Source organism: Proteiniphilum acetatigenes DSM 18083 (assembly GCF_000380985.1).
Lineage (GTDB): Bacteria > Bacteroidota > Bacteroidia > Bacteroidales > Dysgonomonadaceae > Proteiniphilum > Proteiniphilum acetatigenes.
The window spans coordinates 329695-349635 of sequence record NZ_KB905693.1; the positions used below are offsets into that span (position 1 = coordinate 329695).

At 44.1% G+C, this 19941-nt stretch carries 19 protein-coding genes; 12 read left to right on the forward strand and 7 right to left on the reverse strand.

The annotated features are described in order from the left end of the window. Positions 1-28: 28 nt before the first annotated feature. Together F597_RS0103395 and F597_RS0103400 are read right to left on the reverse strand one after the other, a co-directional pair. Entirely contained in the window at positions 29-760 is a 732-nt protein-coding gene (locus tag F597_RS0103395; protein ID WP_019538307.1) for a M15 family metallopeptidase, read from the reverse strand. Positions 761-828: 68 nt separating this feature from the next. Then, positions 829-2661 carry a DNA polymerase III subunit gamma/tau gene (locus F597_RS0103400; RefSeq protein WP_019538308.1) on the reverse strand — a complete coding sequence of 611 codons (1833 nt, stop codon included), beginning with the start codon at positions 2659-2661 and terminating at the stop codon, positions 829-831. Between the two features lie 334 nt (positions 2662-2995). Here F597_RS0103400 and F597_RS0103405 point away from each other — a divergent pair, with 334 nt between their 5' ends. After that, positions 2996-3967: a DUF5106 domain-containing protein gene (locus tag F597_RS0103405; protein WP_026327077.1), complete on the forward strand. Its 972-nt coding sequence runs from the start codon at positions 2996-2998 to the stop codon at positions 3965-3967. A gap of 259 nt (positions 3968-4226) precedes the next feature. Next, complete coding sequence (locus F597_RS0103410) at positions 4227-4718, forward strand: TlpA family protein disulfide reductase (protein WP_019538310.1); 492 nt, start codon at positions 4227-4229, stop codon at positions 4716-4718. A gap of 143 nt (positions 4719-4861) precedes the next feature. Here F597_RS0103410 and gpmA read toward each other — a convergent pair whose 3' ends face one another. The 3 genes from gpmA to F597_RS0103425 all read right to left on the reverse strand — a co-directional run bounded on the left by gpmA (position 4862) and on the right by F597_RS0103425 (position 8521). Beyond that, complete coding sequence (gpmA, locus tag F597_RS0103415) at positions 4862-5608, reverse strand: 2,3-diphosphoglycerate-dependent phosphoglycerate mutase (protein WP_019538311.1); 747 nt, start codon at positions 5606-5608, stop codon at positions 4862-4864. A 201-nt stretch (positions 5609-5809) separates the two neighbouring features. Beyond that, positions 5810-7192, reverse strand: coding sequence for an MATE family efflux transporter (locus F597_RS0103420; protein WP_019538312.1), 1383 nt, complete (start codon positions 7190-7192; stop codon positions 5810-5812). 42 nt (positions 7193-7234) lie between these two features. Further along, positions 7235-8521 carry an L-cysteine desulfidase family protein gene (locus F597_RS0103425; RefSeq protein ID WP_026327078.1) on the reverse strand — a complete coding sequence of 429 codons (1287 nt, stop codon included), beginning with the start codon at positions 8519-8521 and terminating at the stop codon, positions 7235-7237. Between the two features lie 217 nt (positions 8522-8738). Here F597_RS0103425 and F597_RS0103435 point away from each other — a divergent pair, with 217 nt between their 5' ends. From F597_RS0103435 to F597_RS0103480, 10 genes are all read left to right on the forward strand, one after another. Next, positions 8739-10109: a DUF2851 family protein gene (locus tag F597_RS0103435; protein ID WP_019538315.1), complete on the forward strand. Its 1371-nt coding sequence runs from the start codon at positions 8739-8741 to the stop codon at positions 10107-10109. 71 nt (positions 10110-10180) lie between these two features. Then, a complete protein-coding gene (locus tag F597_RS20060; protein ID WP_019538316.1) occupies positions 10181-12124 on the forward strand; it encodes an Ig-like domain-containing protein in 1944 nt (647 codons plus the stop codon). A gap of 55 nt (positions 12125-12179) precedes the next feature. Then, a complete protein-coding gene (locus F597_RS0103445; protein WP_019538317.1) occupies positions 12180-12986 on the forward strand; it encodes a DUF3108 domain-containing protein in 807 nt (268 codons plus the stop codon). Positions 12987-13396: 410 nt separating this feature from the next. Next, positions 13397-14032: a redox-sensing transcriptional repressor Rex gene (locus F597_RS0103450; protein WP_019538318.1), complete on the forward strand. Its 636-nt coding sequence runs from the start codon at positions 13397-13399 to the stop codon at positions 14030-14032. Positions 14033-14042: 10 nt separating this feature from the next. Further along, the gene (locus F597_RS0103455; RefSeq protein ID WP_019538319.1) at positions 14043-14657 is read left to right on the forward strand and encodes a fumarylacetoacetate hydrolase family protein; all 615 of its coding nucleotides are present in this window, start codon (positions 14043-14045) and stop codon (positions 14655-14657) included. Positions 14658-14686: 29 nt separating this feature from the next. Continuing rightward, complete coding sequence (gene porV / locus F597_RS0103460; RefSeq protein ID WP_019538320.1) at positions 14687-15847, forward strand: type IX secretion system outer membrane channel protein PorV; 1161 nt, start codon at positions 14687-14689, stop codon at positions 15845-15847. Positions 15848-15851: 4 nt separating this feature from the next. Next, complete coding sequence (ispF, locus tag F597_RS0103465) at positions 15852-16331, forward strand: 2-C-methyl-D-erythritol 2,4-cyclodiphosphate synthase (RefSeq protein WP_019538321.1); 480 nt, start codon at positions 15852-15854, stop codon at positions 16329-16331. Positions 16332-16341: 10 nt separating this feature from the next. Continuing rightward, entirely contained in the window at positions 16342-17037 is a 696-nt protein-coding gene (locus F597_RS0103470; RefSeq protein WP_019538322.1) for an O-methyltransferase, read from the forward strand. A 183-nt stretch (positions 17038-17220) separates the two neighbouring features. Continuing rightward, on the forward strand, positions 17221-17781 hold the full coding sequence (locus F597_RS0103475; protein ID WP_019538323.1) for a cob(I)yrinic acid a,c-diamide adenosyltransferase: 561 nt from the start codon (positions 17221-17223) through the stop codon (positions 17779-17781). 57 nt (positions 17782-17838) lie between these two features. Next, positions 17839-18060 (forward strand): DUF2795 domain-containing protein, encoded by a 222-nt coding sequence (locus F597_RS0103480; protein ID WP_019538324.1) that lies wholly within the window; start codon positions 17839-17841, stop codon positions 18058-18060. Between the two features lie 146 nt (positions 18061-18206). On the opposite strand, the gene F597_RS0103485 is transcribed toward F597_RS0103480, so the two are convergent. Together F597_RS0103485 and F597_RS0103490 are read right to left on the reverse strand one after the other, a co-directional pair. Continuing rightward, positions 18207-18656 (reverse strand): YybH family protein, encoded by a 450-nt coding sequence (locus tag F597_RS0103485; RefSeq protein WP_245541983.1) that lies wholly within the window; start codon positions 18654-18656, stop codon positions 18207-18209. Positions 18657-18735: 79 nt separating this feature from the next. After that, positions 18736-19599 (reverse strand): helix-turn-helix domain-containing protein, encoded by an 864-nt coding sequence (locus tag F597_RS0103490; RefSeq protein ID WP_019538326.1) that lies wholly within the window; start codon positions 19597-19599, stop codon positions 18736-18738. Positions 19600-19941 lie beyond the last annotated feature (342 nt).

The following is a 19941-nucleotide window of genomic DNA, read 5'->3' on the forward strand; positions in this document are numbered from 1 at the left end:
CCCAAATCCTTTCCACTCTTCCACCTTTTCACCTTTTCTCAAAATGATGATCGTCGTAGAATTTTGTAAAGGAGTGTCCCCATCGGAAACCGAGTCTACGGAACTCTTCCACTACCGGATGACCGGGATAGAGGGTGCCGTTTACCGTGGTGTCCAATACCGCTCCTTCGGGTTTGTTGGGACGATTTTCTGTTTTCCAGCGTAAAGGATTGAACCGTGGATTGATATCAATGGCCATCCCCGTCGCATGTTTGGAATAAGTAATGTCGCGGTAGCAGAAGCTATAACTGTTATTATCGTCCATTGACAGGCTGTCGTTCCAACCGTATTTTACAATAGGGATTGCCTTTTCAATGACGAAACCCTTGTCAAACATAAACCTGAAAATCTTCTTGATATCATTTGCTATTGTTTTGTTGGAAAGGATCTGCCCGCGATGGATCTTTCCGTCGGTGGAGAGATACACTACCCCGAAAAGTGTTAATTGATCGATAATGCTTTGAGGTGCTTTGGTGCCGGCAATTGCTTCTTCAAAACTATAATCGGCATCGATGATGGTATCATTCCCTACCGATGTCGTCTCAGCGACTTCCGGAGTATCGTGAAACCAGTAGTTTACAGTTGTGTCGGCAATTTCGATTGGTTGTCCGGACTCTGCCGTTGTATCTCCGTTCCCTGTTAGCGGTCGTTTGTCTCTTTTGTATTCAGTGCATGAATAAAAAAAGCAGAGGATGGAAAAAAGGAAAAGAATGATTTTCATCGAGAACGATCTTTATGGCGTTTCCTGTTTGACTCTTTCCTGAAGAGGCGACCGGATGAAACGGACTATTAACTCAGTTCCAGTCCGAACTCATCGGAAAGTTTTTGGAGCGAAGGGTTTTGTTGTACCATCTCGTCGAATATCTCACGGGAAGTCAGGGGTTTTTTAATGACATTCACCTCTGAGATCCTGATGGTCATAGTAATATCGCCATTTTTTAATTTTTCCCTTAGGAAAGAGAGAAGTGTGATACTGTGATCGGTGAGGTATTGCTTGTTAAGCTCCGTATTTACTTCCACTTCGAACAGCGTGTCGCTTAGCATCCTGGGATGATAGAGCGTCATGGTATTCTTGAGAAGTTTCTCTTCATTCAGGTTATTTGCATATTCCTTCCAGGCGTTTATCAGCTCATTCTCAGTGAAGAGATTGTTTCCATTGTGCTGTTGCATGTCCGTACCGGAGGAGGAAGTCTCTTCTTCTTTCTTATTTGAGATAGAGGAAAGTGATACGCCCATCCCCGCAAGGGAAACCGTTCTCTTTTTCAGTGTTGCAGCTGCTTCAGCAGGCTTACGTATACTGCTTGCTGCCGGTTTCTGCACATCGGGTTCAGTTCCGGAAACATCTTTTTTTCTGGAGTCATCCTCTTTTTCGGAGTCTGTCTTTCTTTGAGTGATGTCTTCTCTTTCAGAGACTTTTTCCCTTTCGGGAGCCCTCTCTTGTCGGATATCTGTTTGTGTCGGTTTTTCTTTCGAGGCTATCGGTTCAATGGCTCTTTTTTTTTCCGTTTTTACGGCGGAAGCACCATCCGGAGTAGATAGTTGGCATAGCCGTATGAGTGCCAGTTCTAACAGAAGTCGTTTGTTCTTGCTAAGCCGATAGCTCAGGTCGCATTCATTCGATATTTCAATGGCCTGATACAGAAATTGGTTGCTGCACCTTTGGGCCATCGCGATATATCGCTCACGGATGGAGGCCCCTACCTGGAAGAGCTGTGCGGTCAAAGGATCCCTGCATACCAGCAGGTCACGGAAATGATTGGAAATACCGCTGATAATGTATTGTCCTTCAAAGCCCCTGTTGAGGATATCGTTCAATATCAGCAGGCAGTCCACCACGTTACCGTCAAGGATAGCGTCGGACAACCTGAAATAATATTCATAGTCGAGTACATTCAGGTTTTCAATCACAGCCTGATAAGTGATGTTTCCTCCGGTATAGCTCACTGTCTGGTCGAAGATGGAGAGCGCGTCACGCATCCCTCCGTCTGCTTTTTGAGCGATGATATTCAATGCTTCCGGTTCGGTCTTTACTCCTTCCTGATCGGCCACATATTGCAGATGTGCGACCGTATCGGCAATGGTGATACGGTTGAAATCATATACTTGGCAACGCGACAGGATAGTAGGGATAATCTTCTGTTTCTCTGTAGTGGCAAGAATAAAGATGGCATGTGCCGGCGGCTCTTCCAGCGTTTTCAGGAAAGAGTTAAAAGCCGCCTGGGAAAGCATGTGCACCTCGTCGATGATGTATACCTTATATCTCCCTATCTGTGGTGGGACACGCACCTGGTCGATCAGGCTGCGGATATCATCTACACCATTATTGGAGGCGGCATCCAATTCGTGGATGTTATAGGAGCGCTGTTCGTTGAATGCCACACACGATTCGCATTGGTTACATGCCTCATGGTCCGCAGCGGGATTGAGGCAATTGATGGTTTTCGCGAAAATGCGGGCACAGGTGGTTTTCCCCACACCCCGCGGCCCGCTGAACAGGTATGCGTGTGCCAGCTTATTACCGGCAATCGCATTTTTCAGCGTGGTGGTAAGGGCTTCCTGTCCCACTACTGACTTGAATGTAGAGGGTCTGTATTTTCGTGCGGAAACAACAAATGTATCCATAGCTCTATTGGACAATTATTCTTTAAATAATATAGTGAAAGCCGGGAGAAAAGCCAAACTTGTTTGAATTATTCCGTTAAGAGGGTGCAAAACGAGTTTACTCGTTTGCCGAACACAGGAATAATCTAACTCGTTGGACTTATCCGAGGCGTATCCATTCTACAAATATACGAAAAATATTCTGAACTTGTCTGCCGGTCATTTCTCATCTTCTTTTATAAGAAAATGGTATTTTTACCCGTATGTGTGGTTTTAAAAAGAAAATCATGTAATTTTGAGGTGTAATCAAACTACTTCTGGAAGAAATAGTCTGTTATAGTTGAACATATAGAAAATGAAACATATTCTTTCAATCATAATTTTGGCGGGGACGATGCTGATAGTTGGCTTTTCCTGTCTCTCGAGTAAAAAAGCGCGGACGGAAGCTCCTGACGAAAAAAACCCACAGGTACAAACCATCGTGCCTGATACGTTTATACTGCCGCGGATACCTGAAATTATGAAAGATCCCGAGGAGAGAGCTAAATATTTAGTAATGCACTACTGGGACAGGTTTGATTTTGCCGATCGTAATCTTATCCAGCGGCCGGAAATTACGGAGCAGGCTTTTGTAGACTATATCAATATCCTTGGTTATGTGCCCAAAGAAAATGTAGATGTTTCAGTTGTATATACGTTACAGAAGGCAGAGATCGATACAATGATGTATGTGCATTTTACGGAATTATTCGAAAAATATCTCTACGATCCAAATTCCCCTTTTCGTAACGAGGAGTATTATTTGCCCGTATTGCAGGAAGTGGTAAGCTCACCGTTGCTGACGGAAGAGAGACGGTCACGCTATGGATTCCAACAGGAAATGTCCAGACAGAACCGTGTTGGGGAGAGTGCCAATGATTTTACATATACGGTCTCTGCGGGACAATCATTCCGGTTGTATGATCTGAAGAGCGAATACACGCTGCTGATGTTTACCAATCCCGGCTGTTCCACTTGTGCTGCAGTAACGGAACGCCTCAGGGAGTCGAAAGAATTGAAGGATGCGTTGGCTCTGAACAGCCCGACACGTACCATGCTCACCATTCTCGCCCTTTCTCCCGATAGTGATCCGGAAGAGTGGAAGGCACCTCTTTCTGAGATACCTGCCCAATGGGTATATGCATATGATAAAAGCGGAGAAATTACGAAAAAGAGATTGTACGATATTAAAGCGTTTCCCACCCTTTATCTGTTGAATAAGGATAAAAAAGTGATCCTGAAAGATACATCCATAGAGGCGATTGAGTCATTTTTCTCTGTTCGTTAGGTTATGCATAAGCTGTCGTCTTCCTAAAGCTTTCTGTTGATTGTGTAATTAATTTATAATCAGATTTTTATTTTTAATTAGACATTAATATTAACATTTAGAAGTATTTTTTTTGGCAAAATAGTTTCCCGATAGGAAAAAGTGACGTACTTTTGCCGGCTTAAGAATGAGACTTTTAGCGAAAAGTCGTATAGTTAATGGATTTAGTCTACTGCGTGAAGCAATGGCTTTATCTGAGTATTAACCTAACTAAATTTTTATGAAGTACTTGAGCTTTTGCCTTGTATCGGTGGTTGCATTCGTATTATCATCCGGTTCGGTAAAAACAGAGTTGCCTTCCACAGGTTATCATCCAGGAGAGATGATCCCTGATATTGTTTTAACGGATTCGGAAGGTAATTACCGTAACCTGCACGATTATAAAGGCAAAAAAGTGGTGGTCAATTTTTGGGCCACTTACCATGCCCAATCCAGAGCGAACAATGTTCAACTCTATAACTATCTGCAAAATAGCAATAGTGATGTTGAATTTGTTTCAGTTGCTTTCGATGAAAACAGGAATGTTGTGGAAAGAACATTGATTGTGGATAGGCTGGAGAGTATATCTCAATTCTATGAGATAAGTGGGACCGGTTCAGAGACCTATAAAGATTTCAAACTGAACGGGGAGTTCCGTAACTACTTAATAGATGAGAACGGAGTAATCATCGCGATGAATGTCACTCCCGAAGATTTGAAAACAATCCTTTAAGTTTTGATAATGAATTAAAAACGGGCATCGAAATATAATTCGGTACCCGTTTTTTTAATTTTCGGCAATTAATTTTGTATCCGCAACTTTTCTGTTTCCGGTTTGTTCCGGCTTACAACTTTTTCCGGCTTAATTCCGTTTATTTACTTGGCTTTTCCCTGGTTAGCCACGGCATCCATCAGTTTTTTGATCTCTTCCGGATCACCTAAGAAATAATCCTTTTGCAGATTCATTTCATCGTCGAATTCGAAAACATAGGGAACAGCTGTCGGTAAATTCAGGCTTACGATATCTTCGTCGGAGATATTTTTCAGGTGCTTGATAATACCGCGGAGGCTGTTTCCGTGAGCAGCTACGATCACCTGGTCGAGCTTTTTCATTTCCGGTACGATAGTATTGTTCCAGTAGGGAAGGATGCGTTCTACGGTGTCTTTCAACGCTTCGGTGAGAGGAAGATCTTTTTCGTCAACTCCTTTGTAGCGAGGATCCTGGAATGGTGAACGTTTGTCTTCCTTGTCAAGTGGTGTGGGGGGAACGTCATAACTACGACGCCAGATAAGTACCTGGTCATCACCATATTTCTCTGCTGTCTCCGCCTTGTTCAGTCCTTGCAACATGCCGTAATGCTTTTCATTCAGCCGCCAGGTCTTTTCTACCGGGATCCAGTCCAGGTCCATCTCATCGAGTACCACATTCAAAGTCTTTACTGCCCTTTTCAGATAGGAAGTATATGCTTTTTCGAATTGGAAACCCTCCTCTTTCAGCAGTTTACCAGCTTTGTGCGCTTCTGCGATACCCTTTTCGGAGAGATCCACATCAGTCCATCCTGTAAAGCGGTTCTCTTTATTCCATACGCTTTCGCCGTGGCGAATTAAGACTACTTTCTTCATACAACTATTTTATTTATAATTACTAATTACTAATGAGTTTATGGGGCGAAAATCCGAGATTTTGAATTGCAACAATGTTCGGAGGAGCCAAAATAGACATGCTCAAATCTTGAATTTGAAATCTGAAATCTTGAATCTAATTTATTCTCTGCAAAACTACATAAAATTGGCCTAATTGCAGGCGATCGGGATGTAAATTTATCAAAAAGGCATACTCTGCAACCTCTGTTTATCTTCCTCTTCCATTCTGTTCAGCAGGCGAAGCTGGATAATCAACAGATAGATCGATAAGATAGCCGACAGCGTATCGGCTACCGGCATGGCGATCCAGATACCGTCCAAACCCCATAGACGGGGAAAGACAATGATGAAGGGAACCAGGAATATTAACTGGCGGCTCAGGCTCTGTATGATCGATTTGGCGGCATAGCCCAAACTCTGAAAAAAGCTGGAGGCTACTATCTGTATACCCACGAGCGGGAAGGCGGCAATAGTGATCCGGATCCCTTTTTCGGTGATCGAGAGCAGTTCCGGGTCGGTGGTAAAAGCCGAGGCAAACAGGCGCGGGAAGAACTGCCCGACAATGAATGTAAAGGTGGTGATTACCGTAGCCACTTTCAGTGAATAGTAAAGGGTTTCCTTTACCCTGGTAAAATTACGGGCACCGTAGTTGTATCCAATGATAGGTTGCGTACCCTGGTTAAGTCCCATGATGATCATCACGAAAGTCATGATTACGGTATTGATGATGCCGTATGCACCGACTGCCAGGTCGCCCCCGTGGCGCAAGAGGGAGGTATTCAACAACACCGCTACACCGGAGGCTGCTACCTGCATACTGAACGGTGAGATCCCTATAGAGAGAATGGCGGCGACGATTTTCTTGTCGAGGCGTACGTTCTTCCACCGGAGACGGATCAGGCTGCTTTCCCTGGTAAAATGATCCATGACGAAGAGCATGCCGATAAACATGGAGATCACCGTAGCCCACGCTACCCCTTTTATTCCAAGGTTGAACAGATAGAGGAAGAGTGGTGTAAGGATAATATTAAAGACAGCACCTATAAGCATGGTGATCATTGCTTTTTTGGGATAACCGGAAGAGCGCATCATCGCGTTAAAGTTGTAACAGAGGCTCACGAACACATTACCCAGCAGGACGATTTGCAGATAGTCGCGCGCATAAGGGAGAGTGAGGTCGCTGGCACCGAACGCCCTTAGAATAGGATCGAGGTAGATCAGGATAAGGGTGATGAAGACGGCGTTGAGTATTACCGTGATCAATAGTGAATTGCCGAGTATCTTCTCCGCTGTTAACCTGTCCTGTTTTCCTAAACTAATGGAAATACGGGCAGCCCCGCCTGCTCCTACCAGCATTCCCAGCGAAGCGGTGAGATTCATCACAGGGAATGTGATGGCAAGACCGGAAATGGCCAATGCGCCCACTCCCTGCCCGATAAAAATACGCCCAATTACGTTGTACATCGCTGTGACCAATGTTCCTACAATGCCGGGGAGGGCGTAATCCCATACTAATTTACTGATTTTCTTCGTCTGAAAATCCTGTTCTCTTTTTGATTGCAAAATTTCTTTCTTGTAATAACCCGGACGATCTATTACTTCGTCCTATTTCTTTGTCATAATATCCAGCACCAACTGATCGGTCTCCTGCATGCCACTGTTACCAATGCGTGCCAGATTCTCTATAGTCCGGTCGATATCTTCATCGACGATCCCTTCCTGAGAAGTTACCACCTCATTCTCCATAGCCATCACTGCCGACAAGGCTGCGGTTGATACTCCGCTGGCAATCTTCAGTGCACAGCCGGGTTTAGCCCCGTCGCAGATCATGCCTGTGATATTCGCGATCATATTTTTGGCCGCATATACGATCTGATCATAAGTGCCCCCCATCAAATAAGTTATTCCACAGCTTGAGCCGGTAGAGGCCACCACGCACCCGCAAAGGGCCGAAAGCCGGCCTAATTGCTGTTTGATATAGATGATCAGCAGGCTACTCAGCGTTAACGCGCGGATCAGTTGCTCCTCACTGCACGATTCGCTTTCGGCATAGGTAAGGATAGGCATGGTAGCTGCTATCCCCTGATTACCGCTGCCGGAATTGCTCATTACCGGTATCAATCCTCCGTCCATTCTCATATCGCAGGCTCCTGCCGTAGAAATCACCATGCGGGTATGCAGGTTATCTCCGAAGACATGAAGTCCGTTCCTGTTCTTCAGGCTACCCGCTACATTATGTCCGTAGCTGTGAAGCATTGCTTCGCCTGATGCTTTCCTGTTCATACGGGCAGCTTCCAGTATGAAGGAGAGCTCTTCGACAGGTGAATCTACGGCATATTCGTAAACGGTACGGAAGTTAAGCGGTACATCATTTTCTGTTTTATCCTCTTTGCTTGCGATAATCGGGTCGTCAAGCAGCACTTCTCCGTTTTTCTCTATATAAGTAAAATGGTTATGGTTGCCGGAAATGACGGAAACCGCCGATTCCCCGCCCCCGCTACACCGGATCCTGATATAAAGCTTATCGGTAATACCGGTCTGCTGGCAGATCTCTATCCTTCCTTCCTCAATAAAACGCGTCCCTTGTTCTACTTCTTCGGGAGTCACAAGTTTTAGTAACTCAAGCCCTTCTTCCGGTTTACCGGTCAATGCTCCCAACGCAATGGCGATGGGAAGGCCGGTCATGCCAGTCCCCGGAATCCCTACGCCCAATGCATTTTTCAGTACGTTGGCACTCAGGAAAGCCTCAACCTTTTCGACTTTTCTTCCAAGGACGCTGCACGCTTTGGCGGTACAAAGAGCCACAGCAACCGGTTCAGTGCATCCGATGGAGGGAATTATTTCCTGCTGCATAAGTAGATGAATACGGGTTCTTTTGTCGGTTGATAACATAACAAAGTACAGGGAATGAGCAATGCGGGAACAAAATTAATCAAAATTCCCCACATTCCCAATGATTAAGGTGGAAAGGTGGGAAGGTGGGGAGGTGGAAAGGTGGAAAGGTGTGGGAAGGGAAAAAGTAAAAAGGTGTAAAGTAGGTGAATTTGTCGGAAGTCGGTTTGGATTTTTAGATAATTGATTGTATATTTGAGGTTTAAATCTGACTGCTATGCCTTACAAAGAAGAACTGCTGCACTATATATGGAAGTTCGGGCTTTATCCTTCTGACTCGCTTAAGACGACGGATGGGCAGAGGGTAGAGGTGATTGACCCGGGAATGCATAATCTGCATGCCGGGCCTGATTTCTTTAATGCCAAGATAAGGATCGGCGACAAGCTATGGGCCGGAGATGTAGAGATACATCGTTCTTCGGATGAATGGGAACGGCATGGCCATCATACCGATAAAGCATACAACTCGGTGATCCTGCATCTTTCGGAACATGTGAACATGGCTATAAAGAGCGAGAAGGGACAACAGATACCACAGTGCGAGTTGTTAGTTCCCGACGAAGTGCGTAAAAATGCTGATTATCTGATCTATAGCCATAGCTCTCTTCCCTGCAAGGATCATTTTTCTTCCCTTCCGGAGATGTTTATACGTTCTTTCCTTGGTCGGTTAGCCATTGAGCGGCTGGAAAGAAAAACCAATGATATCTTTACTCATCTCGATCGTTTTCACCAATCCTGGGATGAAGTGTTCTATGTGTTGCTCACACGTAATTTCGGATTTGGACTGAATAGCGATGCATTTGAGAGACTTGCCCTTTCACTGCCATTTAAATGTATCCGGCGGCACGGTGACAGCCTGTTTCAGGTGGAAGCATTACTCTTCGGACAGGCAGGGCTGTTGGAAGAGTCTATAGACTGGGAAGCTAGGGAGACTGGAAGACTGGGGAGAACCCGTAAAACGGAAGTAACGCCGGAGATGCAAAAAAAGAGGGAATCGGGAGATAGGAAGGATGATTACTTCCTGCAGCTACATAACGAGTACCGTTTCCTGAAAAACAAATATTCACTGACGCCTCTGGAGAGTTACTTATTCAAACGAATGAGAGTCCGTCCCCGTTCATTCCCTGAAATGCGTATCGCACAACTGGCAGCATTACTGCAATCGTCCGGTAGACTCTTCTCTTTGGTGCTTGAGCAAGAGGAAGTTGATGACTGGATGTTACTATTCATGGCATCTCCTTCCAACTATTGGCGCCGGCATTACTCTTTCGGAAAACAATCACCCGAGTCAGTCGGACAGTTGGGCAGTGCGTCCCGGCAGGTATTGCTAATCAATACTGTGGCGCCAATACTATTTGCCTATGGTAAAAAAACTGCGACTGAGAGCTATTGCGAAAGAGCTATTCACCTGCTGGAGTCACTGAAACCCGAGAGAAACGTTATCGTATCCGAATTTAATGAAGCGGGAATAATTCCACAGAACGCATTTGATACACAGGCGCTCATCCAGTTGAGAAGAGCTTATTGTGATCCACGGAAATGCCTTTTCTGCCGGATAGGACATAGGCTGCTGAGTTGTAAAAAATGAAAAAATTGTATGAGACTGCATAAAACATTGTACATTTGTGTCGAAAATAGCATTATACACACAAAGAAATAATGTTACATAAAATATCCACATTCTTCTCCTGGCTTTTTCTTCTGACTGTATTGGCTGTCTTGAGTCACTCCTGTGCCAATATGGCTGCACCCACCGGAGGGGCCTATGATATAGATCCGCCGGTAGTAAGAAGAGCTACGCCCGCTTTTAATTCGGTTAACGTTTCCCCCTCGAGGATCGAGATCGAATTTGATGAGAATATCAAAATTGAGAAACCCAATGAGAAGGTAATTGTAACCCCTCCCCAGAAGAATATGCCGGTAATCCGTTCGGCAGGTAGAAGAGCTATTGTAGAATTGAATGACACGTTACTCCCCAATACGACCTATACGATCGACTTTACCGATGCTATCGTGGATAATAACGAGGGTAATCCGTTGGAGAATTTTGTCTATTCCTTTTCTACCGGCGACCGGATCGATACATTGTCTATTGCCGGAAAAGTGCTTAATGCGCAGGATCTGGAACCTGTTACGGGGATATATGTAGGTATCCACTCCAATCACCACGATACGGCGTTTACCCGTATTCCGTTCGAGCGGATCTCCAGAACAGATTCCCGTGGCAATTTCACGGTGAGGGGGATGGCGCCCGGAAAATACAGGGTGTTTGCACTGAATGACCTGAATAGGGATTATAAATACGATAATCCGCAGGAAAATATTGCCTTTCTGGATTCTATCGTTATACCCTCTACCGTGCCGGCGGTACGACAAGATACTATTTTTCAGGATAGTCTTACTATCGATACAATACATACTGTCTCTTATACCCGCTTTTTGCCGGACGACCTAGTGTTGCGTTCTTTCCTGTCCGATTTCCAGCGACAATATCTGCAGAAGCATGAGCGTCCCGAAGCACATAAGCTCAATCTCTTTTTCGCTGCGCCGACCGACAAGCCGACTTTCTTTTTGATCAATCCGGAAGTAAGGAGTAATGATTGGTATGTAGCCGAGCGGAGTGCTAAAAATGATACCCTTATGCTTTGGATTACCGATTCATTGATCTATCAACAGGATTCACTGCGTATGCAGATTAATTATCTCCGAACAGATTCGCTCAACAAAAATTATATTGCGACGGATACACTCAATTTCAATATGAGGCGCACGGGCCGGGACCGTGGTAATACGGAAAAGAAAGAAGAGGAAGAAGAACCGATCAGATTCCTGGGTGTTAATACTAATGTCCAATCGACATTTGAGTTATACAACCCTATCAGGATAGAATTTGAACAGCCTGTTACAGCATTCGATTCTACCTATGTGCAATTGCTGGCCGAGGTGGATTCTTTATTCGAAGCGGTTCCTTTCCGTCTGGAATCCGACTCGCTGAACCCACGCAAGTTTACCTTGCGTCCCCATTGGGAACCTGGAGGAAAATACAAGATACTCATCGACTCGGCGGTGATCACCAGTCATTATGGACTTTGGAACAATAAGTACGAGCAATCCTTCACTGTAAAGCCTTTGGATCAGTATGGAAACCTGGAGATATCCATCACCGGACTTCCTGAAGAGAAACCGGCTTTCGTGGAGTTACTCGATAAATCGGATAAACCTTTTCGGAAAAGTTACGTCAAAGCGAACAGGGCAAGATTTCAGGATCTGCCTCCCGGTGAGATCTATGCACGCATTGTAATAGATGAAAATGAGGATGGTGTATGGACTACCGGAAATTATGAGGAGGGGCGACAACCGGAAGAGGTGTTCTATTATCCCGGTAAATTTGTAATAAGGGCTTTTTCAGATCATTCGGAGGATTGGAATGTTCATGCAAGGCCTGTTATCAGCCAGAAACCATTGGAGATAACCATAAATAAACCGGAAGAGAAAAAGCGGCGTAATCCGAATCTGGAGAGAGAGCAACAACAGCGGCAAAATCAGCAGGGTTCTCCCTTCTCCGGAGGAGGCAGTGCAGGAACTCCTTCTAACATGAGATAGCAACCGGGAGGTATGCGGTAGTTACTGCAGTTCTAAATCCCGTAAAATTAAAATTATGATCAATCAAAAAGTTACATCGATCCTTGTTTCACTGTTTTTATTTTTAGGTGTAATGCGGGTAGATGCACAATGTAAACTGACCAACACTGCTTTTGCGAGCGGCGAGGATATACGGTATGATCTCTATTTGAATTTAGGTTTTTTCAATGCGCGTGCCGGGAGAGGATCGCTCACGGTGACCGAAGCGAATTACCGCGGCGAAAATGCTTATAAGATGGTGATGTTGTTCAATACCTCCGGGCTGGCAGGTAATCTGTACACTGTAAACGATACGCTCACCTCTTTTATTGATAAGGATCTTCGTCCTTTGTTATTTACCAAAGAGGCATTTGAGGGAAAAGACTATTCTGTGGAGAGGCAGTCCTATACCTACGAGGGAGGTAAAGTGAAAATACGTGCTTTCCGTACCTGGAATGGGGAAGAACAATTTGATGAGGTGGTAACTACCGATCATTGTACGTATGATTACCTCTCTGTATTGCCATACATCCGGAATCTCGATTATACCGGCATGAAGCCTGGTGACAGCCATCATATTCGTTTCATTGCCGGAAGAAAACCTGTGAATATGTATGTCAACTACCAGGGTGTTTCATCGGTAAAAGCAGGAAATGGAAAAAAATATGAAGTGATTAACCTCACAATGACTATTCTCGACGATGCTTTCACCAATCAGAAAGAAGCTTTAAAGGCTTCGCTTACCAATGATAAAAACCGTATCCCGGTAATTATAGACACTTCTCTAAGAATCGGTTCAATCAGAGCTGTCTTGCGGGATGTCTCGGGAACCAGGCATCCGTAATATTCGGTAGTTATTCAATTGATATTCAATGCCTATTCGATAATAATACGAACGAATTGAAGCGAAAATCCCGCAAGATGGAAAATAACAGCGTAGTGGAACAACGGGCGGGAGGCGAACGAATAACGATAGAGCCGAATAACACGTGTAAAGATAGTAAATAAAAGAGAATAAATAAATAGGGATTAAAATTCTGAAATTTCTCCAAAAAGAACGTATCTTTGTAAACTGCTAAAGATTACGAACTATTTCGTTAAGCAATACGAACAGAAGACAAGCTTGCCTGGAATGTTTTCGATAAGCGAGCACATAGGCAAAACTTGTTTTGACTATGTCGAGTGTAGAAAAAAACTAAGTTTACTTGAATATGTCGTTGCAAGAAATAGTCTAATTTTAATGAAAATAAAGGTATGTCAGATCTGATATATTCCGCAAAAATACCCGAACCGGCGCTCAGGAGACTCCCCTGGTATTTGTCGTACGTGAAACTCCTTAAAAGCCAGGGAGAGACCATTGTTTCCTCTACACGGATTGCGAAAAAGATAGATGTCTCCGCTTCCCAGATAGCCAAAGATCTTTCCTACGTCGATATAAGCGGTAAGACGAGGGTGGGATACGATATAGATGACCTGATCAATGTGCTGGAGTCGTTCCTTGGATTTACAAACACTCATACGGCAGTGGTCTTTGGAGTGGGGAGTCTGGGAGCTGCCTTGTTATCGGACTCCGGTCTCGAACAATTCGGGTTGAAGATTATTGCCGGCTATGATGTGAACCCGGATGTTATTAATCACACAATACATGATATTCCAGTGTTTCATTCCAATGAATTTATAGCACGGAACAAAGAGATGAAGGCGGAGATAGGGATTCTCACCGTACCACCAGGTGCAGCCCAGGAAGTGTCGGATTACATGATCCGGGGTGGGGTGAAGGCTATCTGGAATTTTACACCTTTCCGGATACGTGTACCGGAAGGAACAGTCCTGCAAAATACCTCACTTTACGCCCACCTTGCCGTGATGTTTAACCGGTTGAACGGATAATTTTTAGGGAATGAAGATTTTTGCTGTCGGATTGAATTACGCATCTCACAATAAAGAGATGGAACGTACGTTTCAGAGTAAGGACCCGGTCATTTTTATGAAGCCGGACACCGCTTTACTGAAAGGGGATAAGCCGTTTTTCCTTCCTGATTTCTCCGATGAGGTACATTACGAAACGGAGTTGGTGGTGAAGATAAGCCGCCTGGGGAAAAATATAGGTGAGCGTTTTGCTCACCGCTATTACGATGAAATTACGGTAGGTATAGATTTCACCGCACGCGATCTGCAAAGAAAGCAGAAAGAGTTGGGCTTACCGTGGGAGATCGCAAAAGGTTTTGATAATTCTGCGGCTATCGGAAAGTTTATCTCCAGAAATGAGGTCTCTGATATTCAGAATATGGATTTCCGGCTCGATATCAATCATCAGACGGTGCAGCGAGGCAATACGAAGGAGATGATCTATTCTGTTGATAAAATTATTGCCTATATCAGTCGATTCTTTACATTGAAGATTGGCGATCTTATCTTTACCGGGACCCCGGCAGGTATTGGTCCGGTGGCAATCAACGATCATCTGCAGGGCTATCTCGAAGACCGGAAACTGTTGGATTTCCGGGTTAAATGATATTCACGCAACCACCATATCGATACAACATGAACAAAGCAATTCTTACTATATTTTGCAGCATACTCTGTGCGACGATCAATTATTCTGCTATCGCCCAGGAGTATAATCCGATTCCGGTTGCCTTACCTTCCTTGCAGATTGCACCTGACGCCAGAGGTGGAGGGATGGGAGATATAGGAGCGGCTACTATGCCCGATGTCTATTCCCACCACTGGAATGCGGCCAAGTATCCGTTTGTTTCGGGTGATGCGGGAATTGCGTTCTCTTATACACCGTGGCTCAGCAAACTGGTAAGTGATATTCACCTGCTTTATACGTCGGGTTACTGGAAGTTCGGAAACGACAACCTGAATGCCATCAGCGCCTCATTACGCTATTTCTCCCTGGGAGATATAGAGGTCGGCAGCCTGAATGATGAATTCTGGCAGACTGTATCACCTCATGAGTTCGCACTTGATGTGGGTTATTCAAGAAAACTCACCGAAACATTCTCCGGAGCAGTCACCCTGCGGTATATCCGTGCCGATTATTCCACCGGTGACGATGAAACGACACCTGGCAACGCATTTTCGGCCGATATCGCCGGTTATAATGAATCCTATTTCTATATGGGACGCTCAGAAGCGCTTCTCGGATTAGGATTTAATATCTCCAATATCGGAACAAAAATCTCTTACGATGGAGGAAACAGTTCCATGTTTCTTCCCGCGAATTTACGTATGGGCGCCTCTTTAGGATATCCTCTGGATCCGAAAAATACCGTTTCCGTCAGTTTCGATGTCAATAAGTTGCTGGTACCTACTCCGCAACTGCCGTCGGAGAACGAGACCGAAGAAGAGGCACAGCACCGGATTGATAAATATCAGAATATATCTTCCATCGGAGGGATTTTCAAGTCGTTGGGCGATGCTCCCGGTGGATTCAAAGAGGAGATGCAGGAGGTTATGTGGTCGCTCGGAGCGGAATACAGGTACGATAATCGATTTTCCGTCAGGGCTGGCTATTACCACGAGAGCGAGTACAAGGGCAATCGTCGTTATTTTGCTTTTGGAGCCGGTTTCAGAAGTGATATTTTTCAGATAGATGCCGCTTACCTGGTGTCGACCGCCCAGTCAAATCCGTTGGATCAGACGTTGCGTCTTTCCCTCGGCTTCGATATGGAAGGAATTAGAAATTTAATGCGATAAAATTATGCAGATACGGGTTGGTTTTGGTTATGATATGCATCGCCTTCAGGAAGGAAGAGACCTCTGGATGGGAGGTGTAAAGCTGGATTATGAAAAAGGTTTATTGGGACATTCCGATGCCGATGTACTTATCCATGCTATTTGTGATGCGTTATTGGGTGCTGCCAACCTGCGTGATATCGGCTATCATTTTCCTGACAATTCTCTGGAATACCACAATGTAGACAGCAAATTGCTTCTGAGAGATACGATGAACTTATTAAGAGATAAAGGGTATAGCCTCGGCAATATCGATGCTACCGTCTGTGCGGAGCAACCAAAGCTCAACCCCCATATTCCTGCTATGCAACGAAAACTGGCAGAAGTGATGGAGGTAAGTGAGGAACTTATCTCTATCAAAGCTACTACATCCGAGAAAATGGGGTTTGTGGGCCGGGAAGAAGGTATTACAGCCTACGCGGTAGTACTTATACAGAAATCGTAACGTTGAAAATATGCCGGGCTTTAATAAGCTTGCGAGACTTGTAGACTTTTGTGAAAAGAAATTTTATGGCCGTTTCCGGTGGTTCTTGCGCAAAAAACAATCGAAAGGTTATGGGATACATTCGCCGTTTGCCTTTGATCTGATCACCAGTGTAATCTATTCTCCCTATAGTTTTTATCCCTTTTCGGATTTTCGTGAAATACTGTCACAAAATGACATCAATCCGGACTCTATTACCCCATTCAATCATCTCTCTTTCCGGTTAGTACATTATCTTCAAGCCAGAGATATATTAGAGATCAATTCGGGGATCGGAATAAATACCCTGTTCCTTATGGCACCTTCGTCGCATATCCATTGCACGTGTGTGGAGGAAGGTGGAGAGAAAGTTAATGTGGCAGAATATCTTCAGAAACAAACAGGACGAAAAAGTGAGATCATCTCTTCATTATCTGCCTGCGAAGGTAAACGTTGTGATGCAATCTTTATTAACCAAGACGGAAGCTATATTCCCGATATACACACATTGACAGAATTGAGCCATTCCGGTACTTTCTGGGTACTTCATCCCATAAAAAAAGGAAGGGCTAAACAATTTTGGGATGAAATCGTTCATGATGTGAGAGCCCGGATAACATTCGACCTGAAAGATACGGGGATTGTTTTTCTGAGGCCCGATTTTAGTAAGGAACACTATCTGGTGTGATAAGGTGGAAGGGTGAAAAGGTGGAAAGGCAGGGAGAGTGGGAGACTAGGGATGAGAATTGACAATGGACAATTGACAATTGACAATTGACAATGGACAATTGACAATGGAAAGTTGACAATATCCAACATCTCAAATTCCAAATCCGACATCTTAAATTTTGAATCTGGAATTTTAAACAGTATGAAAAAAAGTATGGTATATACGAAAACCGGCGACAAGGGAACTACCTCGTTGGTGAGAGGAATGCGGGTGAGTAAAACGCATATCCGCCTTGATGCGTACGGTACGGTGGATGAATTGAACAGTTATATCGGCTGGCTGAGTTGCGAAATAAAAGAAAGCGCCCATCGCGATTTTCTCCGTTACATTCAACATAAACTATTTACCGTAGGTTCCTACCTGGCAACAGAGACAGAAAGTAAAGAGCCAAAACCTGCCAGTATCATCTCCGAAAAAGATATATCCCGCGTTGAGGAGCAGATCGATATTATCGATGGGACCCTGCCGCGGCTGAACCGCTTTGTGCTGCCCGGAGGCAATGAAGCGGCCGCACGGGCCCATATTTGTCGTACCGTTGCACGCCGGGCAGAGAGGTATGTATACCGTGTAGCTGAAAAATTTCCGGTTGCGGATGAAGTCCTGATTTTCCTGAATCGGCTTTCAGACTACTTTTTCGTATTTGCCAGGTATGAAAGTAATAAAACCTCGGAAGAAATATTTTGGGAACAAGGCGATATATAAAAACTTTTTATACATTTGCGAAAAAATTGCACTAACAACAAATTAAATAGATTATCAATGTATTGGACACTTGAACTGGCATCGAAACTAGAAGATGCTCCCTGGCCCGCTACAAAAGATGAGTTAATTGATTATGCCCAGCGTTCGGGCGCTCCGCTGGAGGTGATTGAAAATCTGCAGGAGATTGAAGAGGATGGCGAAATATTCGAATCTATAGAGGATATTTGGCCTGACTATCCGAGTAAAGAGGACTTCTTCTTCAACGAAGATGAATATTAAGACTATACAGAGTGAAAGGGACATCTAAAAAATACATCCCGACAGGTTTATGTCGGGATGTATTTTTTTGTTCCTTGTTTATTTCACTATTCGCACTTAAACGGGGATCCATATTTCATCACACTAAGGGTTTGTATATTACATCCTTATTTGGTATCCGGCTGGATATTGGACCAATGTGTGTGCACGATTTTCCATTGTCCGTCGCATTCAAGCCGATACACTTCGGTACAATTCCACTTAGATACATCGTTCCCTATATATGAAAACAGGTTGAACGTCAGCACTGCCATTTCATTTACGGCGGTTACGTTCGGATTCACCATCTCGTACCTGTCCACAGAGATATTCCCCTTTGCCGGTTCATAATAGCTTCTCAGGTTTTCAAGCCCGTCCATCCGCTGTTCAAGGGATGGGTCAAAATAGGTAACATCATCGGCCGAAAGGTCGAGGTAGCCACTCGGATCACCCTGATTCCATTTTTCCAGAGCTGCTTTTTCCAACGCAATAATGGTTGCGGACAGCTCTTCCGTGTTCGTTTGCGCATAAATTGTTCCTGCCATAAATACCGATAAAATTAAAATTATTTTTCTCATAATGCAATTATTTTATTCTGCAAAGGTAGATACTTTGATTCTGTATCCGGAGAAACAATTACGGAAGAAATGATACTTTTCAGGGATTTCTCTGTTTTCTGAAATTCAGAGGCGTCACCCCAACATGTTCTCTGAATACCCGTACGAAGTAGGTCGTGTTTTCGTAATTCAGACAACCGGCTATTTCATCGATGCTCATATCGGTATATTGCACCATTCGTTTGGCTTCCAGCAGATTTCTGCCGAGGATGTATCTCTTCGCGCTTACTCCGAAATAATCCTTTACGAGACTGTTCAGGTGCCCGCCTGTGATAGCCAATTGCTGTGCATAATGTTCTACGGTCCTATACCGGCGGTATTCTATGTCCACCAACCGGATAAATTCTTTGATATACCGGTTCATCGGTTTCTTTTCCGCCGAAGGATATACCGAAATAAATTTCCTGTTCAGGAAGATCAATATCTGGTAAAGCAATGCCCTAAGGATATGTTTGTCATTCTGCTTAAAGGATGCGATTTCATTTTTCACGTCCTGAAACAGGAGAACCAGTTTATGATAATCGTCAGGCGTCAATCGCAGAACAGGCGGATTTTCATGCGTATGGAAGAAGGAAAGACGTTGTACGAACTGTGTATCATTAAAGAATGCACACAGGAACTCATCTTCGAAAATCAGAGCATAACCTTTGGGTGGATTATCGGTGTTCCATTTGCGAATCTGCCCCGGAGAGGAGAAAAAGATGGTCCCTTGTTCAAGAGGCTGCTCACAATAGTGGTCAACAGAAAAAGTCCCCCCTCCGTCGGTAATAACGGTAATATCATAATAAGACAACCGTTGAACGGGCGATACTCTTATATATTTTTCCAGGTCTTCCAACCGGATAAGATCAATCAATAATTCCTGGCCGTATTTTGTCCTGAAAAAATCGTATTGTGCAATCATCCCATACGTTGTTATCCGGTTTCCAAATTATTCCTGTTCAATATCATTTTGTATCGTAAAGTAACAGCTTAAGTTACTTACTATAAGAACTACGACAATATACAATCATACTGCAAAGTTAGAAATTTTATACAAAGTAGGAATGTACGTACTTCTTTCATTGCTGCTTCATAAACTTCTTTTTTATTCATCGCCAATTCATTCATACGATCCAAATAAGGATTAAATCGGGAATTTTTAAGTACTACAGTAAAGATATTATCTTTGCGTATCTCAGAAGCCTTACTCTTTATGGCAAGTGCTTGAAATTCCGAATATTTTCATCTATATTTGTTAAGATTT